The organism is Flavobacterium sp. ov086 (genome assembly GCF_900187965.1).
GTDB lineage: Bacteria > Bacteroidota > Bacteroidia > Flavobacteriales > Flavobacteriaceae > Flavobacterium.
In genome coordinates this window covers 1-24,449 of sequence record NZ_FZNL01000017.1, presented here as the reverse complement: position 1 = coordinate 24,449, position 24,449 = coordinate 1, and the positions used below count along the sequence as shown (strand labels likewise).

Genomic DNA, 24,449 nt, shown 5'->3' with positions numbered 1-24,449 from the left:
TTAAAAGCGATGTTTCTTACAGTATTTTAGCTTTAAGTTACATCATTAGAGAATCATTTACTATTATACTTTTTTATAAATATGAGAAAAATTAAAAGAATTCTGCTGGTTTTATTCGTTTTGATTGTTGTTCTTGGAATAGGTTTATGTGCCTATATTTTTCATTTAAAGCCCAAGTATGAAGGCGAAGTTCAGTTGAAAAATCTCCAGAAAGAAACCACGGTTTATTTTGATGATTTTGGAGTTCCTCATATTTATGCCGATTCTGAAAAAGATGCGATGACAGCTTTGGGTTATGTTCATGCGCAGGAAAGATTATGGCAAATGGAATTGCTTCGCAGAATTGCACCCGGAAGATTGTCTGAAATCTTTGGATCTGTTGCGCTTAAAAATGATAAATTTTTCTCCGGAATTGGTATCGAAGAAGCTTCGGCGAAAGCCATTGCCAAATTAGACAAAAACAGTCAGAGCTATAAAATGACAATGGCGTATCTTGACGGAATTAATCAATATTTAGAGGAAGGTGTAACGCCGATTGAGTTTACTTTGATTGGGGTGAAAAAGGAGAAGTTTACGATAAAAGACGTTTATAATATTTTTGGATATATGTCTTTTAGTTTTGCAATGGCTCAAAAAACTGATCCTTTATTGACTTTTGTTCGTAATAAATATGGTGTCGAATATTTGAAAGATTTAGGAATTGAAGGCGAGTTCAATACTACTAGAATCAAGATTTCTAAAGAGAATATTGATGAATACACTACGATTTCAAAATCTGTAGCAGCATTATTGGATAATTCTCCAATTCCGCCATTTGTGGGAAGTAACAGTTGGGTTGCCGGACCTCATAAAACAAAAAGCGGAAAAGTGATTTTTGCCAATGATCCACATATTAGTTTCTCGCAGCCTGGAACTTGGTATGAAGCACATTTAGTAACGCCAGATTTTGAATTGTACGGATGTTATTTGGCAGGAACGCCATATCCGTTATTGGCTCATAATCGTAATTATGCTTATGGTTTGACAATGTTCGAAAATGATGATATCGATTTTTATCAGGAAAAGAATAAAGCGGGAGACCCAAATCAATATCAAACGCCAACAGGTTTTGCTACTTATGAAACCAGAACAAAAACGATAAAAGTAAAAGATACTTCGGATGTGGTTTTGACAGTTAAATCAAGCCGACATGGACCAATTATGAATGATGTTTTAGATCGTTTAGATAAGAAAAACCCAATTGCAATGTCATGGATTTATACCCAACAGCCAATTCAGATTCTGGATGCTGTTTATGGACTTTCGCATGCTAAAAGTAAAGACGATTTTAGAAAAGCTGTTGCATTGGTTGCTGCACCGGGATTGAATGTAATGTATGGCGATGCTAAAGGAAATGTGGCTTGGTGGGCAACAGGAACACTTTATAAACATGATAAGGGAGTAAATACGTTTCTTATTTTGGATGGTGCAAGCGGTAAAGATGATATTAAAGAATATCTGGATTTCTCGAAGAATCCATCAGCTGAAAATCCAAAATGGGGTTATGTTTATTCGGCAAATAATCAGCCGGAAGCAGTTGACGGATTTTTATATCCCGGATATTATTTACCGGAAGATCGTGCAAAGAGAATTTCAAGTTTAATGGATGCGAAATCTGATTGGGATAAAGAAGCGATCAGTAAAATGATTTATGATAATACTTCGCCAGTTTCTCCGGGCGTGGTTCAGAGTTTGATTTCGAACATAAATAGTAACGCACTTTCGGCAAAAGAAAAAGAAGTAATTGAAGTTTTAAAATCATGGAAAGGAACTAATAATCTGGAAGATGTTGCGCCAACGATTTACAATAAATGGATTTATTTGTATCTGAAAAATACTTTTGAAGACGAAATGGGTGCGGATAATTTCACCTTGTTTTTAGATACTTCTTTAGGAAAACAAATTATTGCAAGACAAATTGAGAACGAAAACTCAGTTTGGTGGGATAATATTAAAACTAAAAATGTAAAAGAAACCAGAAGCGAAATTGTTTCAAAATCATTTCATGAAGCTGTTGCAGCGCTTCAGACACAATTAGGAAATCAGGTTGCTGATTGGAACTGGGGAAAAGTACATACGGTAGAACACGAGCATCCGTTAGGAAAAGTGGCAGCTTTACGAAGATTATTTAATGTTGGACCATTTGCTGATCCAGGGGCAAATGAAGTAATAAATAATCAGTTCTTCGGATTTAATAAAGAAGGTAAATACCATACAAAAGGCGGGCCTTCGACCAGACGAATTGTAGATTTCTCAGATATCGAAAATAGTTGGAGTATTTTGCCAACAGGACAATCCGGAAATCCATTTAGTAAACATTATGACGATCAGGCGGAAATGTACAATGCTGGAAAATTTAGAAAGATGAAATTGAATAAAGAGGAGATTATTAAAACTTCGACAAAATTGGTTTTAAAACCAAAAGGGGAGTAGGTTTTTTGAAGTTTCAAGTTTCAAGTTTCAAGTTTGCGTGATCTTTGTCAAAGTTTTAAACTTTGACAAAGATTTTAATACTTAGGACCTTAGTAACTTAGAACCTTAGAATCTTACTTAGAAATATATCTTCCGCGAACAATATCATTAGCAAATATTTCAAGATTATAAGCTAGTGCATCATTCGTAGTCATGACGTTTGTGGTTTGATATGCCGTGTCATTTTGATATGTTTTTAATAACGTTTGAAGGTCTATTTCGTTATAAAAAGCAAACATATTATAAACGGCATCTCTAAAGTTTTTATAATTGATACTTTCTGTAGTTTCAACTGTTTTTTGATCGTTCCATTTTTCTGTAGCAGCAGCTTCGTTTATGGTAACCAGACAAAAGTCTACAACGTAGTTTTTGTATTTTGCTGCTTCAACAATTTTATCAATTATGATTTTATTTTGCTGTGTAGGCATTGCTACTTTTGGTGTAGCTGTTTGAGAAATAGCAGCAACAGGAATAAACAGAGATGCTAATAACACTAAAAGAATGTGCTTCTTTAATTTTTTCATAGGTTAATATTTGATATAAATTACAGCTATAACAATTGTAATTTTAGATTTGTTTTGGCAGTGCTAAAATAGTTTTTTTATAATAAATATGGAATCAGAAAATGCAATTTCAAACAAAAAAACTCTGATAATTTTGGTCATAAACCAGAACTATCAGAGTAAGTAAGAATTAGGATAACTGTCCTTGAATACTTGTCTTATAAGTACTATTTTTTCGAAATTTGGTCAAGGACTTTTTTTCCGCTTTCGTTTTTTGGGTCAAGTTCTACTGATTTTTTATAATTTGCAATAGCCAGAGTTTTATCTCCATCAGCCAGATAAGCTTCGCCTAAACTGTCATAAGCATTTCCGGATTTAGGAAAAGTTTCAACATTTATCTTAAAAACTTCAATTGCTTCTTTCTTTTTCCCTTGTTGCAAAAGTTGATAACCAACTTGATTAATATCGCTCTCTTTGATGCCGTACGTTGGATCATTTTTTAGTTTTTTATAAGTACTTAATCCAATTGTCACACCTTGATCTGCGTATACATCCATAAGCTCAAATGCTAATGATTTTTTAGGCTGATCAAAAGGTTGGTCGTATAAAATTTCTCTAATAGCAGCGTTTATTTCGCCTAAAACAGTTCCGCCGGTATTGTTCAATAAAACAACAAGATTTTTATCAGCAGGAATACGCGAAATGAGCGTATTAAAACCGTTGATTCCGCCGCCATGTTCTACGATTCTTAATTTACTCTTTCCAACAGTTTCCTCATTTGTAAACCAACCGTATCCGTAAAAATCAATTCCGCCCGCAGCAATATATGGTTTAAACAAAAGCTCCATTGATGCCGGAGAAAGTAATTTATTAGTATAAAGTGCCTGATCCCAAAGATATAAATCCTCAACAGTCGAGTATAAAGAACCCGCCGCATAAGGAAGACTCATATCGATATAAGAAGTGTTTTTAATAGTTTTGCCTTTTTTCTCATAACCCGCAGCTCTATTTTTTAAGATAATATCGCTATGATCGTAACCTGTATTTGCCATTTTTAGCGGAGTAAGAATGGTTTCTTGCAAATATTGTTCGTATGATTTTCCGGTGATTTTTTCGATAATGTATCCCAATACAAAATACCCCGAGTTGCTGTAACTGAATTTTTCGCCAGGCGTAAAGTCAAGAGGCATGCTTGAGAACGTTTTGACAAACTCTTCTGGAGTATATGGATTTCGGCTAATATCTTTAAAGAAATTCGAGAAAGAAGTATAATTAGGAATTCCTGATGTGTGTGTCAGTAAATGATGAATCGTGATTTTATCGCCATTTGCTTTCGGATAATCCGGTAAGTAAGTTGTAATTGGAACATCGAGTTTGATTTTTCCTTCTTCGACTAATTTTAAAATTAATAAGGATGTAAATTGTTTGCTGATAGAACCTAATCTAAATTTAGTGTTAGCTTGATTCTGGATATCCCATTCCATATTGGCAAAACCATATCCTTTTTTCAGAATGACCTTCCCGTTTTGAGATACAAGCGCAGATCCGTTAAATTGCCCGTATTCGTTGTATTTACTCAAGAGCTGGTCTATTTGTTTGGCCTTATCCTGAGCGTTAATAGTGATTGTGAAAAATAACAGAATTGCGCTGAGTGCAATAAGTTTGATTGGTTTTTTCATGATGATTGATGATTAGTAATTAAGATTATTAAAACGTTGTTTGATTTTTTGATTGAATGATTGAAACTTTATAAACGTTTGTAATTTAATTTGTTAAACGAAATTACAAATTAAAGCAGTGCTTTTAACGATGCTTTAATCTTAATAGACGACAAAAAGATCATTTGGTTTCAGTTTTAATCAATTTTTTTTCAAATACGTTTGCTACTGCGGAATTGCAATGCGTTTGAAGAGCTATTTTTTAATAGGTCTATGTTCGTAACTAACAATTCGTTTTAACTTCCAATCATTACCTGTTCGTTCCCAAATATGAATAAACTTCCCAGTGCCTTCCGGTTTACCATCAAAATAGAAGGTGTGCTCACCCAATTGTACAGCACCAAAATCACCTAATTTATCAATAGTGCAGGAATTTAATTTTCGGGTTAATTTTTTAGCCATCACACATTTTGAGATTAAAGATTTTATCTCATTTGCTTTAGAAGTATTTAATCCGGAACGGTCATCATAAAATTCTATGTCGTCGGCAATTATTTTTTTGAAAAGTGTAGTGTCACATTGATTGAATGCAACTGAAAAAAGCAAACTATCCATTTTGATAATTTCTGTTTTCAAAGCAGCCATTTTCAGAACCTCATTGTTCGTTTGGGCAAATACTACCTGAGTTAAAAATAATAGTATAAGAATAAATAGTTTTATCATGAATCTCATAATTATGATTTTGTTAATACCTGATTTTTTTGACTCGGGCTTATTTCGTTTCTATCTCAATTATTTTCTTTCCGTTTTCGCCAAGATAATGATTCACTAATTTTTCATAAACCTTATAACCATCGTCAACATTGGTAAAAATAATAAGACCTTGTTTTGTCTTCGGAAGCAATATTACAATGGTCTGAACGCCTTTGTCTGCACCGCCGTGAGATAATGCATAATCATTGTTTCCTAAATCATAGATTTCAAATCCAAGTCCAAAGTATTTGTTTTTCTTCGTTTCGACCTGATGCGAAGTCATATCGTCAAAAACTTTTTTGCTCAATCCGTCGCTGTTCATTACACTGCACAAAAATGTTCCGTAATCTTTAATCGTAGTTAATAAATCATCGGCAGCGTTTGCTGTTTTATTTTTAGTAGGCTCATAAGCATTTCCTTTCTTATCATAATTAATGGCATATCTTGAAAGATCGACTTTATCATCCCAGATCATTTGAGTATCCATCATTTTTAGAGGCTGAAAAATTAATTCATTCGCCAATTGATCTAATGTTTTATGAAATTTCTTTTCAAGTGCTCTTCTCAAATATTCTAATCCTTCGCCAGAATATTGATATTTTGTACCGGGTTTAAATTTAAAATCCAGTTTGCCGGATTCGTTCATAAATCTCCAATTTGGGAATCCCGTTTGATGACTTAGTATAATTCTTGTTGTTAAGAGTTTTGTATTTGGATCATTTGCAATATCCGGATCTGTCCAATATTTATAAAGAGGTTCGTCAAGATTCCATTTTCCTGCACTTACCAGTTTTAATGCAACTATTGCTGTTACCGGTTTAGTTAGTGAAGCAACATTCCAAATCGTGTTATATGGCGCTGCAATACCTTTTTTAAGTTCGCCAAATACTTTTATTTCCTGCAGTTTTCCGTTGTTGATAACGCCAATTCCCAAAGTTGGAACGTTGTTTTGTGTTAGCCATTTTTGAATTTCGGAATCATTATCAAAAATGCTTGATTTTGTTCCGGCAGTATTGACCGTTTGATGATCATAGCTAAAAGATCTTCTCAGTTTCCAAACACCATTTTCTAATATCCAGAGATGAGTGAATCTTGCGGTACTTCCAAATTTGTCTTTTTTATCTGGGGTAGGTTCAAAAAACTGATGAATTCCTATTTGCAAAGCACCGTACAGAACGCCATTTTTGGCTAATGGATAGATTTCGGTGCTTCCTTCTACCAGGTCTCTTCTGGCTTGATAGGTTTTGGTAGCGCTACATAAGCCTTTTCTAATGTTTTTTAAAAATAAAGTTCTGTCCTGAATACTGTCTTTATCATGATAAAATTCAAAATTGTTGCTTAGTAAGTTTTCAAACTGAGATACATCGCAAGTATTAAAACCAACATTAAAGAGAAGGCTGTCCCTTGACATAATGGTTTTGTACAGTTTTGAATTTTTTTCTTCCTGAGAAAATCCAATGTGGAATTGGAGGAGCAATATTCCAATTAAAACGGCTTTTAAGTGGAAAAATGATTTGTTGATTTTCATTTGTGATTGATTTGATTGATGATTTTGCAATATTAGTTTAATCGTCACTCATAAAATTGTACAAATGCGAAATCTTATCTTTTTTTTGAAAGAAAATACAAACTTGAATTAAACATTTTTGGAGTTGTTTTGGTTACATCTTTAAACTTCTTGATAAAATGCGATTGGTCGAAATATTTGTTGTAAAGCGCAACATCGGTCAGTTTTAGTTTTTCTAAATCGGAATTCACCATTTGATCGACCGATTTTCTGAATTTTAGAATCTGAATGTAATTTTTAATCGTAAGTCCAGTTGCGGTTTTAAACTTAATCTGCAACAATCGTTGCGAAACACTTAAGCTTTTTCCAATTTCCGAAACCGTAATTTCTTCGTTGTGAAGTTTTATAATATCACAAATTCTCTCGATTTGGTTTTTGACAGGATTTAAAAAATTTAATTCTTCAAAATAAGTATTCAATATATTTACTAATTCCGAGATATCACTGTTTAAGCCCGAATCAATTTTAGTTTTGAAAGGCAATTCGTTTTGATTTATTTTAAGAATGGAATCTGTAAAATTGCTCAAATCATAAATCGGAAACATCGAAAGTGTCCAGGTATGCAATTGTATTATAGTAACTTTAGTTTTAGGCTGAATATTAACCAAAACATTATTCGTCATTTGCGAACAAAAGTAAAAACCTTCGTTCATCGTGTATTTATTTTTGCTAGTATGAACTTCAATCGCATTTCCGCTCACAATAGCCAGATTAAAACAACCGTTTGGTAAAACAAGTTTGTTTTCGATCAGGCTTTCGCCAATGCTGTTGTCTAAACACCAAATTTTATTGACAAAACGCTCGCAATTTTTACTTACATAATATTCTGAATATAGGTTCATTTGGAGATTATTATGTTGTTGAATGATTGTTTGGCTCTTATTTTTTTCCTGTAAATAATTCTACGCTTGATGTTTTCTTAAAAGGCTCAGTGAAAAAACTCATTAAAACCAGATTAAAAAGTTCCGGTTTTTCATAAGCACCAAAATGAGTGGCACCTGGCATTACAAAAAAGTTAGAGTTTTCAATATTATTAAAGATTTTAATCGAATGTTCTAATCTTATAACATCTCTGTCACCGGACATAATTAAAACGGGACATTTGATCTTTTGTAAATCTTTCTCGCTAATGTTCGGCTGATAAGCTAATAAAGTATACAGATTTTTGGTATGAGGATCTTTTGTTGCTTTTAAAGTATCCATAACCATTTGATCAATTTCGTTAAAAATAGCTTTTTTACCAGGAAATATATTGGCACCAAAAGTAGCCACTTTAGCGGTTTTGTCAGGATGATTAATTGCTAATAAAAGGCCTAGAATTCCACCATCGCTCTGACCCCAAATATTAGCGTTTTTAATTTTAAGAGAATCTAATAAAACACTAACGTCATCAGCCATTTGAACATAATTCAATTGTTTATTTGAATTGTCAATAGATTTTCCATGACCTCTGCTATCAATAGCTATGACCTGAAATTTTTGCTTGAAATATTCAATTCGGCGTGTGTGACCTTTAATAGAACCGCCATTACCATGTAGTAAAACCAAAGGTTCGCCGGTTCCATAAATTTCATAATACATTTTAAAACCGTTGATTTCTTTGTAATGCCCAGCTTCTGGATTATTTCCGTATGGAATTTTAATTTCGGATTGCGCAGAAATTTTAGCAAATGTCGATATGAAGATGATTAATAGGAGGATTGATTTTTTCATTTGATTTTGATTGATTGATGATTTTTGAGTGATTGACTTATAATTATTGTTAGACTATTTAATCCTTTTTTTGTTTCAGTTTTGATTGAGAAATTTTAGGCTAAAATGTTTTTACTATTCTTGTTTTACGTTTGCAGATTGCATTTTTAATGAATTTACTAATTCTTTAAAGGAGCCAAGATATTTATCAAATTCTGCAGTGTCTTTAGCTGACAGTACTGCGGTAAATATGGTTGTTTTAGATTCGATTACCAATAGAGCTTCTTTTTTAATGCCCGGATAGGTATAACAAACTGTTTTATAATTTCCGGTTAAGAAATTATCTGCTTTTATATTTTCAAATTTAAGATCTAATTGCTCAATTTTTACATCTGGAATATCTTTTTTTAATTCTGAATTATTTCCTTCAATCCACAAGTTTAAGTCTGGAACTGATGCGTAATCTAATCCATAAACATACATGTAAGTTATCTCGCTAATATTAGTTTCATTTGGTTTTATGAGAAAGGGGATTTGATCGTTTGGTGCTTGAACCCAATTTTTAGGGATCTCTACAAATATTAAGTGTTTGTTACCCGTAAGCATTTTTGATTGTGCGAACGAATTTATATAAATTACAAAAAGTAAAAGAATTAATGCTTTTTTCTTGACCACAATATTTTAAAGGAAATAGTTAATTGTATTAGTTTTTAGAATCAAATAAGACATTTTTAAAAGTAAAAAGCTGACCTTATGAGAAGTTAAAAGTAGTGATTTAGTTGTTACAAAAGTTAATAAATAAACTCAGAAAAATGGTCCCGTTTAGTGCCTTCCCATTCTTCCAAAATCACACTATAATAAACATCATCTTTGCTTTTTCCTTCAGAATCGATATAATTATTTCTAAAGATTCCTTCTTTTATTGCGCCCAGCTTTTCAATTGCTCTTTGTGATTTTTTGTTCTCCAAATCGGCACTGAATTGTATTCTTTTGAATTGTATGTTTTCGAAACCAAACTTTAATAATTCATATTTACAAGCTTTGTTTAAACCCGTTCCTTGGAATTCTTTTCCGTACCAGGTCCAGCCAATTTCGCATTTTTGACTTGCATGGTTTAAGTAACCGTAACGGGTACTTCCGGCAAGTTTGTTTGTGGATTTGTCGATAATTAAAAACGGATAACAAATCCCGTCAGCTTTTTGTTTTAAGGTGTTTTGGATGTAGTTTTTAAAGTCATTATCGTTTCGAACGTACATTCCCATATATTTCCATATTTCATCGTCGAAGATGATTTCTTTGAGTTCGATGTTTCTTTCGTTTTCAAATGGAAGTAATAAAACTTTTTCGTTTTCTAAGATGATGTTTGATTGTAGTAGTTCGCTTTTCATAGTGTTTATTTGAGGGAAGTGGTTTTGTTTATTGCCCACGGATTTGACGGGTTGAATGGATGTACACTGATTTTTTAAGGTAAACAACTTGCGTAATCTGTTTAATCCGTCAAATCCGTGGCTATTTTTTTTCTGATAAGACGAAAGTAATCTTTTCCGGATTTCTAATAAATCATTAAAAACAGGATTTTGTTATGAAAACTTGTGCCGCATGAGGGATTACTTCATATTATTTTATTATTAGCGGAGTTCAGTGAATTTCATTTGAGGAGGTATCTCCCGATTTAAAAAATAAGGCATTTTAGCCTTAGTTTTTGTTAATCGGGAATATAGCCGATCCCGAAGTTTCGGGACGACCCGCTCCCGAGGCTTCGGGATGAGCGGGTCATGCCCATATAAATCATAAATATTTCCTTTATTTTTAAGCTCTTGTAGAATTATTACTTATTTTTACGATCTTATATTTAGATTTTTCTTGATGCAAACTTCACTAAAAATTGCTGTTGTAGGTTCTGGATTAGTAGGATCACTATTGGCAATTTATCTTAAAAAAGCAGGTCACACCGTTCATGTTTATGATCGTAGCCCTGATATTCGCAAAATTAATTTTTCGGGTCGTTCTATTAACCTGGCTATGTCTAATCGTGGTTGGAGAGCGCTTGATGGCGTTGGCGTAGGCGATTCGGTGCGGGAAATCGCAATTCCAATGGACAAACGTGCAATTCATTTGGTTGATAAACTCAATTTTCAGAATTACGGACAGGAAGGCGAGTCGATTTATTCGATTTCGAGAGGAACGCTAAACCGGAAAATGATTGATCTTGCTGAACAAGCGGGAGCGGAGTTTTTATTCGACCAAAAAATCTGGGATGTGACGCTAAGCGATGCTACTTTGCATATTGGTGAAACGGAAAGAGGCGAGTGGGAGGAGAAGAAATACGATATGGTTTTTGGTGCCGATGGTGCTTTTTCGAGAATCAGACACAGAATGCAACGTCAAAGCATGTTTAATTATTCGCAGGAATTTTTGAATATGGGATATAAGGAATTAAATATTCCGGCAAATGCTGACGCTACACATAAATTAGATAAAAACTCTTTTCATATTTGGCCACGTGGCGAATACATGTTAATCGCGCTTCCTAATTTAGACGGAAGTTTTACATGTACTTTGTTTATGCCTTTTGAAGGAGAAAATTCTTTTGCTTCGTTAACAGATCGTAAAATGGTGGAGGATTTCTTTACGAAAAACTTCCCTGATTCAATTGAAGTGATTCCGAAGCTGGCAGAAGATTTCTTTAAGAATCCTACGAGTACTTTGGTAACCATGAAATGTTTCCCATGGACATATGAAGATAAAATTGCTTTAATTGGAGATGCCTGTCACGCTATTGTTCCGTTTTACGGACAAGGAATGAATGCCGGTTTTGAAGATATCACGGTCTTATACGAAATGATTGAAAAATACGGAGACGATTGGAAGAAGATTTTCTCTGAATATCAAATCTCACGTAAACCAAATGCTGATGCAATTGCTGAACTTTCGTATCGCAATTTCATGGAAATGAGCACAAAAACGGCTGATGAAAAATTCTTACTACAAAAGAAAATTGAAAAAGCCTTCTCTGATAAACATCCTGATAAATGGATTCCGCTTTACAGCCGTGTAACTTTTAGTGATCGTCCGTATACCGAAGCTTTGGCAATTGGAGATTTCCAAAATGAAATAATGGAAAAAGTTTTACGAATGGATAATATCGAAAACATCTGGAACACTCCTGAAATCGAAAATAAGATTCTCGAGTTGTTGAAGAAATAAAATTCAATGTCAATTACAATATCAAAATTCAATTTAAAATTTGACATTGATATTGTAATTGATTTTTGATATTGAATTTACTTCTTGAACATTTTTGACAATACGCCAAAAACACCTCTGATAAAAGTAGCGCTCGTTACGACTTTCAATACAGATTTTCCAACAACACTTGCTGTGCTAGGTTCAGATTTTGAAGACCTTGTTGGAGCTTCCTCTTCTTGTTCTGCGCTGGCCTGAACTGCATCAGCAATTTTTTTGTTCAGCATTTCGTAAGCGCTTTCGCGATCAATTTCTTCAATGTATTTTTTAACGAGTTTCGATTTGTTGTTTATTTCTTCGATTTCGTCAGCAGTCAAAATATCCATTCGGCTCATTGGCGCACGCATCATTGTGGCTACAAGCGGGGTTGGAATCCCTTTTTCGTTAAGGGCTGTAACCAAAGCTTCTCCAATTCCTAAATTGGTAAGTAATTCGTCTGTTTTATAATAAGGAGAAGTAGGATAATTATCGGCAGTCTTTTTTATTGCTTGTCTGTCATTTGCTGTAAAAGCTCTTAATGCATGCTGAATTTTTAATCCTAATTGTGCCAAAACTCCGCTTGGCACGTCCATTGGGTTTTGAGTTACAAAATAAATACCTACTCCTTTTGAACGTATTAGTTTTACAATAGTTTCAATTTGTTCCAATAAAGCTTTGCTGGCTTCGCTAAAAATTAAATGTGCTTCGTCAATAAAAATGACCAATTCAGGTTGTTCAGCATCTCCTTTTTCTGGCATTTTCTGGTAAATTTCAGCTAATAAACTCAACATAAAAGTCGAGAATAATTTTGGCTTGTCCTGAATATCCGTCAAGCGGATGATGTTTACGTAGCCTTTTCCGTTTTCGTCAATACGCATCAAATCATCTGTTTCAAAAGATGTTTCACCAAAAAATAAATCCCCACCTTGCTGCTCTAACTCAATTATCTTTCTAAGAATTGTTCCGGTTGTTGCAGTAGATATTTTGCCATAACTGGCTGCGATTTCATCTTTGCCTTCTTCTGTAATATAATTAATGACTTTTTTAATGTCCTTTAAATCTAATAAAGGCATTTGATTGTCATCACAATATTTAAAAATAACAGATACTACTCCGGCCTGAGTATCATTTAAATCTAAAATACGGGAAAATAACACAGGACCAAATTCAGAAACCGTAGCACGAAGGCGAACCCCGTTTTGTTTTGATAAAGACATCAATTCGACCGGAAACGAAGCTATATTATAAGGTATGTTTATTTTTGCATGTCGCTCTGTAATAAAGCTTTCCTCTTTTCCTTCTTTAGCAATTCCGCTAAAATCTCCTTTTATATCCATCATCAAAACAGGAATCCCTGCATTTGAGAGTTGTTCAGAAAAAACCTGTATTGTTTTTGTTTTTCCGGTTCCTGTTGCGCCTGCGATTAGTCCGTGGCGGTTTAAAGTTTTTAGAGGAATCTTGACGTGTGCCTCAGCAATAGGTTCTCCGTCTAAAATGGCTCCTCCTAATATAATGCTATCACCTTTTGATAAATAACCATTGTTTATATCTTGAATGAAATTCTCTTTTTTATTCATGTTTTTATTTGTAATTTAGATGATTATAAGAGTAATGCTCTGTTTTTTAACATTTTTGAATCGTTTTTTTTAGTAGGAAAAAGCTTTTTTCGATTGAAAATAATACAAAAAATTATTTCGCAACTTTTTAAGAAGATATCAAAGGAATGTTTGAATATTTACTAAAACGTTGTAATTTTCCCATTAATCGTCCTTTTTTTTGTTTTATTTAAAAAATGATGTGGGCAATTTAATGAGATATTTTTTAAATTGACGTTAAATTTCCTTCAATAAAATTAAAAAAAGTTTTTTTATTTAAACTAAACGTATAAATTTGCTCCTCTACAAGTTAAATATAACTAAAAAATAAAATTATTTAAAACTATTAAAATTAAAAAAAATGGCAAACGTTAAAGTTAAAAAAGAAAGCACTTCAAATGGAGGAGGAATGATTACTGGAATCATTATTGTTGCGTGTATTTTGGTTGGGGTGTTTATTTGGAAAGTAATCATGGGAGATGCATCTAACTTCGAGGGAGGTAACCCAGAAACAGGTCACCCGATCAATACATTAGGTCAAGTATATAAAGGAGGTTTCATCGTACCAGTATTATTAGGTATGTTTTTAATGGTTGTTGTTTTTTCTATTGAAAGATTTATCGTTATCGGTAAAGCTGCTGGAAAAGCTAACTTAGATGCATTTATGAAAAATGTACAATCAAGTATTAAAGAAGGAAACATCGAGGCTGCTATCGCTTCATGTGACAAACAACAAGGTTCAGTTGCAAATGCAATTAAATCTGCTTTGATTAAATATCAAGATGTTAAAAAAGAAGGTTTCAACAGTGAAGAAGCTTCAGAAGTAATCCACAAAGAAATCGAAGAGGCAACTTCATTAGAAATGCCAATGTTAGAAAAAAACATGACTATTATCTCTACTTTAGTATCATTAGGAACTTTAGGAGGATTATTAGGAACTGTATCAGGTATGATTAAAGCGTTTGGTGCGTTAGCTTCTGCTGGTACTCCTGACCAAGCTGCTCTTGCAACAGGTATTTCTGAGGCACTTATCAACACTGCAACAGGTATCTCTACTTCTATCTTAGCTATCGTTTCTTACAACTTCTTTACTGCTAAGATTGATGATTTAACTTACTCTATCGATGAGGCTGGTACTACAATCGTTAATACTTACAGAAGATTCAGAGGAAGTTTGAAACAATAATTAATTTTTGATATTTAATAATTAAGATTAATTATATCAAAATAAAAATAAAAGAGAATGGCTAAAATAAAAATGAAAAAAAAGTCAACATCGACAGATATGACTGCCATGTGTGATGTTGCGTTCCTTTTGCTTACGTTCTTTATTTTGACCGCTACTGCTAAGGTGCCTGAAGCACTTCCTGTAGATATGCCTGCTTCTGTTGCTGAATTTAAATTGCCTGATACCGATTTGGCAATTATTACAGTAGGAAAAGACAAAGACGGGAAAAGCAAAGTGTTTTTTGACATCAAAGGAAGAGAGATTCGTAAAAGAACTCTTGAAGGAATGGGTGCAAAATTTGGCGTGACTTTTTCAGAAGATGATAAAACTAAATTTGCTTTAATGGATGACTTCGGTGTTCCAGTAGCAGAATTGAAAAGTATCATTGCTATGAAAGCATCTGATAGAGTGAAAGCGGACCAAGGTGGAATTCCAATCGATTCTTTAGATAATCAATTAAAAGAATGGTTGTTAGTTTCAAGAAGAGCTGCAATTGACATTGATGATAAAGAATTGCAAATTGCAATTAAAGGAGATGCTAAAGAACAATATCCACAAATCAAAAAGATTATGGATATTCTACAAGATCAGAAAATCAATTCCTTTAACTTAGTTACAGGTACGAGAGGAAAAGACTTTTAATTAAAAAAGATACACTAAAATGGCTGAATTAAATACCGGCGACGGTGGTGGCGGAAAAGGTGGCAAAGTAAGAAGTAAAAAGCAAAATTCGAAAGTCGATTTAACGGCAATGGTGGATTTGGCATTCTTATTGATCACGTTCTTTATGTTAACCACATCGTTGTCAAAACCTCAATCGATGGACTTGTCTTTGCCGGATAAAGAACCAGATTCGACGAAGACGATAGATACTAAAGTAGATGAAAATCGTACGATGACTGTAATATTAGGAGAAAATAATAAGTTGACCTATTATATGGGATTATTAGCTACTCCTATTGCTGGACCTAAAGATATCACTTATGGTAAAGATGGTATCCGTAGAGAACTGCTTAAAAGAAAAAAATCAGTTTTAGAATATTCTGCTGCTAAAGGGAAACCTAAAAATGGGATCATAGTTATCATTAAACCAACTAAAAAATCGAATTATCGTAATTTGGTTGATATTTTGGATGAGATGGCTATTACTGGAGTAGAAACTTATGCTATTGTTCCTGAGTTTAGTCCAGAGGAAAATAAATTGATAGATAAAAAATAAGAGTTATCTTGTTTTAACATCCTAATAATCAAGAAAAATGAAATTAGATATTATAAAAAATCAGTGGCTTGATATCGTATTCGAAGGACGTAATAAGATATATGGTGCATATGAGTTAAGAAAATCGAACGGCAAAACTACGGTTAAGGCGCTTATTATAGGTTCGATTATTTTTAGCTTTGCTGTTGCAGCTCCTCTTATTGCAAGCTTTTTACCAGATTCTAGTGAAGATGATGTGAATAACAATGTTAAGATCGCGACAATAAAACTACCTCCTAAAAAAGAGGAAGTAAAGCCTAACCAGCCGCCACCACCACCGCCACCACCAAAAGTGGATCAGGTGAAGTTTACAAAACCAGTGGTTGCAAAGGCAGAAGAGGTTACTGAAGATCCTCCAAAAATTGAGGAACTTAAAGACAAAAAGGTAGGTTCTGAAACTATTAAAGGAGATCCGGATGCAGTTTTAACTGTTGATGAGCCAGTAGGTACTGGAACTGCTGCAGTAGTAGAAGAAGATAACCAAGTATATAACACAGCTGGTATCGAAGTAAAACCAGACTTCCCTGGAGGAATTGAGAAATTCTACAAATTCGTAGGAAACAATTACAAAACTCCGGAAGAAGAAGGTTTAAAAGGTAAAGTTTACGTTACGTTTGTAGTTGAAAAAGACGGTTCATTAACCGACATTAAAGTTTTAAGGGATATCGGTTACGGTACGGGAGCAGAAGCAATTCGTGTTCTTAAAAAATGTCCAAAATGGACTCCCGGCGAGCAAAATGGTAAAAAAGTTAGGGTTCTTTACTCTCTTCCTATTACTATTCAATCTGCAGAATAATGTTAAAAGATATGCTTAATAATATTCAGAAGAAATCGCTCAAAGAGCGATTTCTTCTTGTTTTAGGAATACTGTTTTTTTTAATATATCTTGTGCTGGGTTTAATGATTATGTTTTGGGAAAAGCTCCCATTAGACATGGAACCAAAATACAGATATGCTTTTGGTGGTTTGCTAATCGTTTATTCAGCAATCAGGTTTTTGAGATTAATTAATTCAAACACAGAGTAATTATGTTAAAATATAGTAGAGTTTTTGGCTTGGTTGTCTTTGTCTTTTTGTTTGCCATGTGTAACCAAAAAAGCAAAAATGATTCCAATAAAGAAACAATCTTAAAAGGAAAAATGGATATTACGGTTGATGAAACCGTAAAACCAATTGTAGATGACCAGATTGCTGTTTTTGAAGGAACTTACTATGGAGCTCATATTTCGGTAACACCTAAATCAGAAGCAGAACTTATAAATGACTTGTTAAATCAGAAAGCAAAAGTGGCTGTAACAACAAGAGATTTAACTAACGAAGAAAAAGCCAGATTCGACAAGAGTAAGATAAATCCCAGAGTTACTCCATTTGCGACAGATGCAATTGCTTTAATTTCAAACAAGAGCAATAATGATACATTAATTGCGTTGAAAAGTGTAATCGATTTTATGCAGGGCAAAGCTGATCCAAGAATTAAAGGTTTAGTATTTGATAATCCAAACTCAAGTACCGTGCGTTATATGAAAGAGCTGGCTAAAGTTAAAAGTGTTCCTGCAACAGGTGTTTTTTCTTTTAAAACTAACGATGAAGTTATTAAATTCGTTTCTGAGAATGATGGAATGATTGGCGTGATTGGTGTAAATTGGCTGTCACAGCCTTCTCCAAATATGATTGAGGCAATAAAAAAAATCAATATTTTAAGTGTAAAAGGCTTAAATGATGATAAGTATTATGATCCAAGTCAAAGTGACCTTATATTAAGGAAATATCCTTTGGCACGTGATTTGTATATTATAAATTGTCAGGGATATTCAGGTTTAGGAATGGGCTTTGCTTCATTCATTGCCGGAGATATTGGTCAACGTATTGTTTTGAAATCTGGATTGATGCCAGTTAGAACACCGGGAAGAAAACTTAAGATTAGAAGTCAAATTATAAACGATAAAGAATAAATTAATTACAATAAAGATGAATAAATTTAAAATTTTTAGTCTTGCCTTAGTTGCTTCAGCTTCTGTAGCAAAAGCGCAAGATATCAACCAAGCTAAGAAAGCAATCGATGCTGAGCAATTTGATAAAGCAAAATCATTATTAAAATCAATCATTAAAGCTAAACCTTCTGATGGTGAAGCTAATTTTGTTTTAGGTAATATTTACTTAAATCAAACTATTGTTGATTCTGCTAAAATTTATTACTTAAATGGATTAGAAGCAGCAGATAAGAAAAACTTAAATTATATTGGATTAGGTCAATTAGATCTTGATGCTAAAAATGCAGCTGGTGCTAAAGCTAATTTTGATTTGGCTGCAAAAGATATGAAGCGTAAAGATGTAAATGAGTTTATTTACATTGGTAGAGCTTACATGAATTCAGCAAATCCAGATTACACTAATGCTGTTGCGATTTTAAAAAGAGCTTTGTTAATTGAGCCGCAAAATGCTACTGCACTTTTGGCAATCGGAGATGCTTACCATGGAGCAAATAATCAAAATGATGCTTATAAAGCTTACCGTGATGCCTTTACTGCAGATCCAACTCTTTTAAGAGCAAAAATGCAATTAGGTGTTCTTTTAAAAGGAGCTAAATCTTATGAAGAAGCTATTAAAGCTTTTAATGAAGTTATCGCTTTAGATGCTAATTATGGTCCTGTTTACAGAGAATTAGCTGAAACATATTACAAATGGGCTAGAAACAAACCTTCTACTCAACAAGTAAATTATCAAAAAGCAATCTCTAACTACGAGAAATACTTAAGTCTTACTGATTATTCTATGGACTCAAGAATGCGTCATGCTGATTTCTTGATCTTAGTAAAAGACTACAAAGCTCTGGAAGCTGAAGCGAACAAAATGATCGAGTTAGACAAAGTTAATCCTAGAATTTACAGATATTTAGGATATTCAGCTTATGAAAATGGAAACATTGATGTAGCGATCAAATCATTAGAAGATTATGTAAAAGTTCCAACAAATAAAGTAATCGCAAAAGATTATTTATATTTAGGATTCGCTAAAATTAAAAAAGGAACTGCTGCTGATGGTGTAGTTGATGCTGCTGCTTTTGACTCTGGTTTAGCTGATATCAAAAAAGCTGTAGCAATGGAGCCTTTAGCTGTTGAAGATCTTGGAGATTTTGGAAAAGAATTGTTTACTAAAAAACAATACACTCAAGCTGCTGCTTTATATGAGTTAAGTGCTACTAATACAGAATCTAAAAACTATTTGAACGATAATGTATATTATGGTATCTCGCTTTACTATGCAAATGCAAATAAAGAAAAAACAGCTATTGACGCTGCTGGTTTAGCTAAAGCTGATGCTGCTTTTGACAGAGTTTTAGTTGCTTCTCCAACATATGATGAAGCTTATTTATACAAAGGTAGAATCAACAACTTGTTAGAGAAAGATGATTTAATCATTAAAAACTACCAAGAGTATATTAACAGAACATCTGCTAAAGGAGCTGAGGAATTGGCAAAACCTGCAACAGTTAAAAAAATTGTAGAATCTTATAATAGTATTGGTGCAAGTTATGCTAATACTGATAAAGCTAAAGCTGTTGAATATTTCAATAAAACTTTAGTTTTAGATCCTACTAATGCTTACGCAACACAATCTGTGAAAGCTTTAAAATAATTAAAGATTTTTAATTAAATATAAAAACCGATAGTTCAAAGAGCTATCGGTTTTTTTGGTTCCGTATTTAATTGACTATCTTTGCACTTTAAAATAAAATAATGTTATCAAAAGAAATACAATTAGAAGTTAATAAAGGAGCAATGTTGCCTTTGATGGAAGAGTTTTATACCATTCAGGGAGAAGGTTTTCATACAGGAACAGCTGCATACTTTATACGAATTGGAGGTTGTGATGTTGGTTGTCACTGGTGTGATGTGAAGGAGAGTTGGAATGCTGAATTACATCCGCCAACAAGTGTTGATTTAATTGTGAATAATGCTTCAAGTTATGCGGATACTGTTGTGATTACAGGTGGAGAGCCATTAACTTGGGATATGACATTGTTAACGCAGCAATTGAAAGATAAAAATTTAAAAGTTCACATAGAAACCTCGGGTGCTTATCCGTTAACCGGAACTTGGGATTGGATTTGTCTTTCACCTAAGAAAAACAAATTACCAACTCAAACTGTATATGACAATGCACATGAATTAAAAGTGATTATTTACAACAAGCACGATTTTATCTTTGCTGAAGAACAAGCTGAACTTGTAAATGATAAGGCAATTTTATTTCTTCAGCCAGAATGGAGTAAAAAAGAAGAGATGACGCCGCTGATTGTTGATTATGTAATGAATAATCCAAAATGGAGAGTTTCACTTCAAACACATAAATATTTAAATATCCCTTAAGTATTAAAAACAAAAAATCTCTTCAAGCGAAGAGATTTTTTGTTTTTGGTAAATAATATACAATGTATAAAAAAGATACAGTTTCTGATTATTACCAGTTTTTGTGTTTTTTTAAAGAAGTAATGTGTGCCAAATGATGATTCCCATGCCAGGCATAGGTTCCAATAAGCTGTTTGATTCTATATTCAGAATTGTTTTCCGGATGAATGAAGGATTTTTCTAAATCAGCTTCTGATAAATTCTTCATTATATAAGCTAATCTAAAATGCAAACCTTCTAATAAAGCTAGTGTTGGTTGAATTGGCATATTTAAATTGTCATGTAATTCAGACCATAAAACTTCGTCGTAAGCTTTTATCACAGGATTATTTTCAGTCAACGCCCATTTTATTCTAATATAGCAATTCATGTGGCTTTCGGCACAATGATGAATCACTTGTCGAACGGTCCATCCGCCAGGACGATATGGAGTGTCTAGTTGCTCATCCGTCAGATGAATCGTTTCTTTTTTTAATTTTTCAGGAAAAAATTCGATTTCTGCAATTTTTTCGGCAATATACTCAGGGGTATACTCGTGTGGGAATTCAAATTTCCCTATTGGATACTTTAATTTTTCTAAATCTAACTCTTCCATGATTACAATGTTTTATTTTTAAATAGAAAGTTTGGCTAAATAATCATAATGTTCGCCCTCCAAAATAAGTTCACATTTAAGTCCGTTTGCGATTGCTGCATTCTGCAGAGTATTATAATCTAAATACAACCAATCAAAAGGTTCTTCTTTTTCTCCTTTATAAGAAATGTTGAAAACAAGTTCTCCGTAATAATCATTATTTGACGGAATCCATTTTCCACCGTCCTCATCTTCATCAAACATATAAATGATATCTGAGCTATCTATTAAAATTTGCCCATCTGGATTTAAAAGAGATTTTAGTTTAGATAAATATTTGTTGCAGTTTTCCAGTTTTCCAAAAATCCCTGTTCCGTTCATTAATGAAATAATCGTATCGAATTTTTCACCTTCAAAGTCTAGTATGTCTTGAACTTTAGTGTTCTTTACACCTCGAAGTTTGCAAGTCTCGATTGCTTTTTCGGAAATATCAATCGAAATAACCTCTAGATTGCGATCATTTTGTAAAGACAAACTATGGCTTCCGGCTCCACAGCCAACGTCCAGAGTTTTTCCAGTCGCTAATTGCAGTGCTTTTTGCTCAATTTTTGGCATTTCATTATAAGAACGGAACAAATAATCAACGCTCATTTCATCTTCTTCAGAAATTGAAGTTTCTGTAAGCAGATTTTCGGGCGAATTATTGGTTTGAAAGTCGAACATCGCCTTCCCAAATAGATCTTTCATTGTAATTTAGTTCAAAGTTTAAGGTTTCAAGTTTAAAGTTGTTTAATTTTGCAGATCAACTTTAAATATTAAACTTGAAACAAATTTTAAATAACTTAAATAAGTTAGCCAAAGATAAGCATATCGAAAACAAAAAGTATTTTGATAAGCTGAAAAAGAAACAGCCTAAGAATTTAGATTACGTTATGCAGGATTTGCATGATGCTGAATTTAAGAAAACAGACTGTCTACAATGTGCCAATTGTTGTAAAACAACCGGGCCTCTATTTACTTTGGCTGATATTGAAAGAATTTCAAAATCTTTCAGACAAAAGCCACGACAATTTATCGAGCAATATCTTCGAATTGATGAAGACAAAGATTATGTTTTAAAAAGTGTTCCATGTACTTTCTTGGACGGAGAGAATTATTGCATGATTTATGATGTTCGCCCAAAAGCATGTAGAGAATTTCCGCATACAGATCGAAAGAAATTTCATCAAATTACTGATCTTACCCTAAAGAATGTTGCTATTTGTCCTGCGGCATATAATATAGTGGAAGAAATGAAAAAGAAACTTCCTTTATAAGCCGTAAAGTTTTTGTAATTGTTTTTTAGAAGCAAAACATTTTTACTTTTTTAAATGTAATTTTGATTTCGATGAATAAAGCAATGTCATTATAATAATTAATACAAGACAACTGAAAATTTGAATTTAGAATATTTCATAGCCAAAAGACTAATTACTGCCAAAGATTATAAAAGCAGTATTTCTTCGCCTATTATAAAAATTGCTATTTCGGCAATTGCAATTGGTATTATTATGATGCTGGTTTCAGTTGCTACCGGAATCGGCTTGCAGCAAAAAATACGAGATAAGGTTTCCGCTTTCAATGGTCAGGTTATTATTTCGAATTATGATAATAATAACTCGGAGGTTACTTTGATGCCAATTTCTAAAAAACAAGATTTTTACCCAAATTTCAAATCAGTTCCCGAAGTAAAACATATTCAGGCAATCGCAAGTAAAGCGGGAATCATTAGAACCGAAAATGCTTTTGAAGGAATTATTTTCAAAGGCGTTGGTGCGGATTATGATTGGAACAATATAAAAGAATATGTTGTTGAAGGAAGATTACCAAACTTCTCACAAGCATTAAATGAAGAAGTCATAATTTCAAGATTTCTTGCTGACAGGCTTAATTTAAAACTGGGAGATAGTTTTAATACCTTTTTTGTAAAGGAGGAGCAGGGTAAATTGCCAAATATTCGCCGATTTAAAATTGCCGGCATTTTTAATTCGGGATTTCAGGATTTTGATGCTACCTATATAATAGGAGATATTCGTCACATACAAAGAATTAATAAATGGAGTCCGGATCAAGTTGGAGCGTTTGAAGTTTTTGTAAATGATTTTAGTAATATTAAAAAAGCTGGTAATCAAATTTACGAACAAACGCCGTCTACTTTGGATACTAAAACCATAATCGAGAAGTATAGCTATATTTTTGATTGGCTTCAGCTCTTCGATTTTAATATCATAGTGATTTTGGCGGTTATGATTTTAGTCGCAACTATTAATATGGTAGTAGCGTTGTTGGTTTTAATTTTAGAGCGCACCCAAATGATTGGGATTTTAAAAGCAATGGGAGCAAACAACTGGACCGTTCGAAAAATATTTCTCTACAATGCGTTCTATTTAATCATGCGAGGATTGTTTTGGGGCAATCTAATAGGTATATCGCTTTTGTTGATCCAGCAGCGATTTGGTGTAATTGCACTTAACCCTGAAAATTACTACGTCAATCAGGCGCCAGTCTATTTAAATTGGGGTTACGTAGCCTTGCTGAATTTGCTAACAGTAACCGTTTGTTTTTTGGTATTGTTAATTCCGTCCTATATTATAACGAAGATTTCTCCAGTCAAAGCAATTCGTTTCGATTAGTTTAAAAAATAAGAATATATTGTCCCGCTAGTTTTACTAGCGGGCTTTTTTATTTTATATCTCTAATTTAGAATCTGGTCTTGTATATAAGTATACTTGGAATTTGGGATTTAAGAATTGTAATTTGATTTTAAATAAGGAGCTTAATCCCGCTATCCATTATAATCTTTTGCTTTTTAAAGAAAAAGTAAAAGGATTTCCTCTCGGGACTTCGGGACTATCGGGGCTATGGCAGCAGTTTTCAGAAGAAACATTAGTAATAAGAAGAAAAAAACGGGCAAAAGCGAGAAAACTCCAGCACAAACCCTGGCTTTGCGGCTTTTTCAACCCAATAAAAAAGGAAAGCAGAAAACTTCGAGCCTTAGCGCCTTAGTGGCAAAACCATGTAAAACGAGTAAAACCCGATAAAACTAGGTTTTTAGTGCTATTGTAAAGTTGGCAAGGAATGGGCTAAATGTTTGCGAAGCATGTAAAGCGGGATGATTTTATATTAATCAAATTGCAACAAATGCAATACGTGAAAGAAAAAACTTATAAATGATAAAAAGCATGAAATGCTAAGTTTGCTGTTATGAGAATGTTAAGAGAAAGTTTTAAAAAAGATTAAAAATAGTTAAGAAAAGTTATTGTTTAAGAGAATAAACTCCCTACTTTTGCACCCGCAACAACGAAGACGTTCACTGAGAGACTGACAAGAAAAGATAATCAAAAAAGATAATCAAAAAAGAAAATTTATTTTCAAAAAAAGATTAAAAAAAGCTTGTGAGAATTGAAAATGGATGTTACATTTGCACCCCGCTAAAA

The 24,449-nt window shown here is 33.2% G+C and carries 24 protein-coding genes; 13 read left to right on the top strand and 11 right to left on the bottom strand.

Going from position 1 to position 24,449, the window contains the following annotated elements:
• Positions 1-81 precede the first annotated feature (81 nt).
• Entirely contained in the window at positions 82-2,472 is a 2,391-nt protein-coding gene (locus CHB81_RS17590) for a penicillin acylase family protein (RefSeq protein WP_089353157.1), read from the top strand.
• 113 nt (positions 2,473-2,585) lie between these two features.
• On the opposite strand, the gene CHB81_RS17585 is transcribed toward CHB81_RS17590, so the two are convergent.
• From CHB81_RS17585 to CHB81_RS17550, 8 genes are all read right to left on the bottom strand, one after another.
• Positions 2,586-3,035 (bottom strand): hypothetical protein, encoded by a 450-nt coding sequence (locus CHB81_RS17585; protein WP_089353156.1) that lies wholly within the window; start codon positions 3,033-3,035, stop codon positions 2,586-2,588.
• 206 nt (positions 3,036-3,241) lie between these two features.
• Positions 3,242-4,693 carry a serine hydrolase gene (locus CHB81_RS17580; RefSeq protein ID WP_089353155.1) on the bottom strand — a complete coding sequence of 484 codons (1,452 nt, stop codon included), beginning with the start codon at positions 4,691-4,693 and terminating at the stop codon, positions 3,242-3,244.
• 234 nt (positions 4,694-4,927) lie between these two features.
• Positions 4,928-5,395, bottom strand: coding sequence for a nuclear transport factor 2 family protein (locus CHB81_RS17575; protein ID WP_254921156.1), 468 nt, complete (start codon positions 5,393-5,395; stop codon positions 4,928-4,930).
• 49 nt (positions 5,396-5,444) lie between these two features.
• A complete protein-coding gene (locus CHB81_RS17570; protein ID WP_089353153.1) occupies positions 5,445-6,953 on the bottom strand; it encodes a serine hydrolase in 1,509 nt (502 codons plus the stop codon).
• 74 nt (positions 6,954-7,027) lie between these two features.
• Complete coding sequence (locus tag CHB81_RS17565) at positions 7,028-7,834, bottom strand: AraC family transcriptional regulator (RefSeq protein WP_089353152.1); 807 nt, start codon at positions 7,832-7,834, stop codon at positions 7,028-7,030.
• A 37-nt stretch (positions 7,835-7,871) separates the two neighbouring features.
• On the bottom strand, positions 7,872-8,705 hold the full coding sequence (locus CHB81_RS17560) for an alpha/beta fold hydrolase (RefSeq protein ID WP_089353151.1): 834 nt from the start codon (positions 8,703-8,705) through the stop codon (positions 7,872-7,874).
• Between the two features lie 114 nt (positions 8,706-8,819).
• The gene (locus CHB81_RS17555; protein ID WP_089353150.1) at positions 8,820-9,290 is read right to left on the bottom strand and encodes a hypothetical protein; all 471 of its coding nucleotides are present in this window, start codon (positions 9,288-9,290) and stop codon (positions 8,820-8,822) included.
• Positions 9,291-9,475: 185 nt separating this feature from the next.
• Complete coding sequence (locus CHB81_RS17550) at positions 9,476-10,072, bottom strand: GNAT family N-acetyltransferase (protein WP_089353149.1); 597 nt, start codon at positions 10,070-10,072, stop codon at positions 9,476-9,478.
• A gap of 478 nt (positions 10,073-10,550) precedes the next feature.
• Between CHB81_RS17550 and CHB81_RS17545 the strand changes: the two genes are divergently transcribed.
• Positions 10,551-11,891, top strand: coding sequence for an NAD(P)/FAD-dependent oxidoreductase (locus CHB81_RS17545; protein ID WP_089353148.1), 1,341 nt, complete (start codon positions 10,551-10,553; stop codon positions 11,889-11,891).
• 77 nt (positions 11,892-11,968) lie between these two features.
• Here the strand turns inward: CHB81_RS17545 and CHB81_RS17540 are convergent, their stop codons facing one another.
• Positions 11,969-13,486 (bottom strand): helicase HerA-like domain-containing protein, encoded by a 1,518-nt coding sequence (locus CHB81_RS17540; protein ID WP_089353147.1) that lies wholly within the window; start codon positions 13,484-13,486, stop codon positions 11,969-11,971.
• Positions 13,487-13,865: 379 nt separating this feature from the next.
• Here CHB81_RS17540 and CHB81_RS17535 point away from each other — a divergent pair, with 379 nt between their 5' ends.
• The 8 genes from CHB81_RS17535 to CHB81_RS17500 all read left to right on the top strand — a co-directional run bounded on the left by CHB81_RS17535 (position 13,866) and on the right by CHB81_RS17500 (position 20,360).
• On the top strand, positions 13,866-14,690 hold the full coding sequence (locus CHB81_RS17535) for a MotA/TolQ/ExbB proton channel family protein (RefSeq protein ID WP_089353146.1): 825 nt from the start codon (positions 13,866-13,868) through the stop codon (positions 14,688-14,690).
• Between the two features lie 57 nt (positions 14,691-14,747).
• Positions 14,748-15,374: a biopolymer transporter ExbD gene (locus CHB81_RS17530; RefSeq protein ID WP_089353145.1), complete on the top strand. Its 627-nt coding sequence runs from the start codon at positions 14,748-14,750 to the stop codon at positions 15,372-15,374.
• Positions 15,375-15,393: 19 nt separating this feature from the next.
• Positions 15,394-15,951: a biopolymer transporter ExbD gene (locus CHB81_RS17525; RefSeq protein WP_089353144.1), complete on the top strand. Its 558-nt coding sequence runs from the start codon at positions 15,394-15,396 to the stop codon at positions 15,949-15,951.
• 37 nt (positions 15,952-15,988) lie between these two features.
• Positions 15,989-16,786, top strand: a complete 798-nt coding sequence (locus CHB81_RS17520) for an energy transducer TonB (protein ID WP_089353143.1) — start codon at positions 15,989-15,991, stop codon at positions 16,784-16,786.
• Positions 16,786-17,016 (top strand): hypothetical protein, encoded by a 231-nt coding sequence (locus tag CHB81_RS27170; RefSeq protein ID WP_057122313.1) that lies wholly within the window; start codon positions 16,786-16,788, stop codon positions 17,014-17,016. The genes CHB81_RS17520 and CHB81_RS27170 overlap by 1 nt, the downstream gene beginning before the upstream one ends.
• A 2-nt stretch (positions 17,017-17,018) precedes the next feature.
• Positions 17,019-17,942 carry a PstS family phosphate ABC transporter substrate-binding protein gene (locus CHB81_RS17510; RefSeq protein ID WP_089353142.1) on the top strand — a complete coding sequence of 308 codons (924 nt, stop codon included), beginning with the start codon at positions 17,019-17,021 and terminating at the stop codon, positions 17,940-17,942.
• Positions 17,943-17,958: 16 nt separating this feature from the next.
• Positions 17,959-19,626, top strand: coding sequence for a tetratricopeptide repeat protein (locus CHB81_RS17505; protein ID WP_089353141.1), 1,668 nt, complete (start codon positions 17,959-17,961; stop codon positions 19,624-19,626).
• 101 nt (positions 19,627-19,727) lie between these two features.
• Positions 19,728-20,360, top strand: coding sequence for a 7-carboxy-7-deazaguanine synthase QueE (locus tag CHB81_RS17500; protein ID WP_089353140.1), 633 nt, complete (start codon positions 19,728-19,730; stop codon positions 20,358-20,360).
• Between the two features lie 91 nt (positions 20,361-20,451).
• On the opposite strand, the gene CHB81_RS17495 is transcribed toward CHB81_RS17500, so the two are convergent.
• The gene (locus CHB81_RS17495) at positions 20,452-20,994 is read right to left on the bottom strand and encodes a YfiT family bacillithiol transferase (protein WP_089353139.1); all 543 of its coding nucleotides are present in this window, start codon (positions 20,992-20,994) and stop codon (positions 20,452-20,454) included.
• Between the two features lie 18 nt (positions 20,995-21,012).
• Positions 21,013-21,720 (bottom strand): bifunctional 2-polyprenyl-6-hydroxyphenol methylase/3-demethylubiquinol 3-O-methyltransferase UbiG, encoded by a 708-nt coding sequence (locus CHB81_RS17490; protein WP_089353138.1) that lies wholly within the window; start codon positions 21,718-21,720, stop codon positions 21,013-21,015.
• Between the two features lie 74 nt (positions 21,721-21,794).
• On the opposite strand from CHB81_RS17490, the gene CHB81_RS17485 reads away from it, so the two are divergent.
• The 3 genes from CHB81_RS17485 to CHB81_RS17475 all read left to right on the top strand — a co-directional run bounded on the left by CHB81_RS17485 (position 21,795) and on the right by CHB81_RS17475 (position 24,018).
• Positions 21,795-22,289, top strand: a complete 495-nt coding sequence (locus CHB81_RS17485) for a YkgJ family cysteine cluster protein (RefSeq protein WP_089353137.1) — start codon at positions 21,795-21,797, stop codon at positions 22,287-22,289.
• Between the two features lie 120 nt (positions 22,290-22,409).
• Entirely contained in the window at positions 22,410-23,645 is a 1,236-nt protein-coding gene (locus CHB81_RS17480) for an ABC transporter permease (protein ID WP_089353136.1), read from the top strand.
• A gap of 124 nt (positions 23,646-23,769) precedes the next feature.
• Positions 23,770-24,018 carry a hypothetical protein gene (locus CHB81_RS17475; RefSeq protein ID WP_141130417.1) on the top strand — a complete coding sequence of 83 codons (249 nt, stop codon included), beginning with the start codon at positions 23,770-23,772 and terminating at the stop codon, positions 24,016-24,018.
• Positions 24,019-24,449: the final 431 nt, after the last annotated feature.

What these genes read in the sequence shown, in the direction of transcription:
- CHB81_RS17590 (WP_089353157.1), top strand. Translation starts at nt 82, where the DNA reads ATGAGAAAAATTAAAAGAATTCTGCTGGTTTTATTCGTTTTGATTGTT.
- CHB81_RS17585 (WP_089353156.1), bottom strand. Translation starts at nt 3,035, where the DNA reads ATGAAAAAATTAAAGAAGCACATTCTTTTAGTGTTATTAGCATCTCTG.
- CHB81_RS17580 (WP_089353155.1), bottom strand. Translation starts at nt 4,693, where the DNA reads ATGAAAAAACCAATCAAACTTATTGCACTCAGCGCAATTCTGTTATTT.
- CHB81_RS17575 (WP_254921156.1), bottom strand. Translation starts at nt 5,395, where the DNA reads ATGATAAAACTATTTATTCTTATACTATTATTTTTAACTCAGGTAGTA.
- CHB81_RS17570 (WP_089353153.1), bottom strand. Translation starts at nt 6,953, where the DNA reads ATGAAAATCAACAAATCATTTTTCCACTTAAAAGCCGTTTTAATTGGA.
- CHB81_RS17565 (WP_089353152.1), bottom strand. Translation starts at nt 7,834, where the DNA reads ATGAACCTATATTCAGAATATTATGTAAGTAAAAATTGCGAGCGTTTT.
- CHB81_RS17560 (WP_089353151.1), bottom strand. Translation starts at nt 8,705, where the DNA reads ATGAAAAAATCAATCCTCCTATTAATCATCTTCATATCGACATTTGCT.
- CHB81_RS17555 (WP_089353150.1), bottom strand. Translation starts at nt 9,290, where the DNA reads ATGCTTACGGGTAACAAACACTTAATATTTGTAGAGATCCCTAAAAAT.
- CHB81_RS17550 (WP_089353149.1), bottom strand. Translation starts at nt 10,072, where the DNA reads ATGAAAAGCGAACTACTACAATCAAACATCATCTTAGAAAACGAAAAA.
- CHB81_RS17545 (WP_089353148.1), top strand. Translation starts at nt 10,551, where the DNA reads ATGCAAACTTCACTAAAAATTGCTGTTGTAGGTTCTGGATTAGTAGGA.
- CHB81_RS17540 (WP_089353147.1), bottom strand. Translation starts at nt 13,486, where the DNA reads ATGAATAAAAAAGAGAATTTCATTCAAGATATAAACAATGGTTATTTA.
- CHB81_RS17535 (WP_089353146.1), top strand. Translation starts at nt 13,866, where the DNA reads ATGGCAAACGTTAAAGTTAAAAAAGAAAGCACTTCAAATGGAGGAGGA.
- CHB81_RS17530 (WP_089353145.1), top strand. Translation starts at nt 14,748, where the DNA reads ATGGCTAAAATAAAAATGAAAAAAAAGTCAACATCGACAGATATGACT.
- CHB81_RS17525 (WP_089353144.1), top strand. Translation starts at nt 15,394, where the DNA reads ATGGCTGAATTAAATACCGGCGACGGTGGTGGCGGAAAAGGTGGCAAA.
- CHB81_RS17520 (WP_089353143.1), top strand. Translation starts at nt 15,989, where the DNA reads ATGAAATTAGATATTATAAAAAATCAGTGGCTTGATATCGTATTCGAA.
- CHB81_RS27170 (WP_057122313.1), top strand. Translation starts at nt 16,786, where the DNA reads ATGTTAAAAGATATGCTTAATAATATTCAGAAGAAATCGCTCAAAGAG.
- CHB81_RS17510 (WP_089353142.1), top strand. Translation starts at nt 17,019, where the DNA reads ATGTTAAAATATAGTAGAGTTTTTGGCTTGGTTGTCTTTGTCTTTTTG.
- CHB81_RS17505 (WP_089353141.1), top strand. Translation starts at nt 17,959, where the DNA reads ATGAATAAATTTAAAATTTTTAGTCTTGCCTTAGTTGCTTCAGCTTCT.
- CHB81_RS17500 (WP_089353140.1), top strand. Translation starts at nt 19,728, where the DNA reads ATGTTATCAAAAGAAATACAATTAGAAGTTAATAAAGGAGCAATGTTG.
- CHB81_RS17495 (WP_089353139.1), bottom strand. Translation starts at nt 20,994, where the DNA reads ATGGAAGAGTTAGATTTAGAAAAATTAAAGTATCCAATAGGGAAATTT.
- CHB81_RS17490 (WP_089353138.1), bottom strand. Translation starts at nt 21,720, where the DNA reads ATGAAAGATCTATTTGGGAAGGCGATGTTCGACTTTCAAACCAATAAT.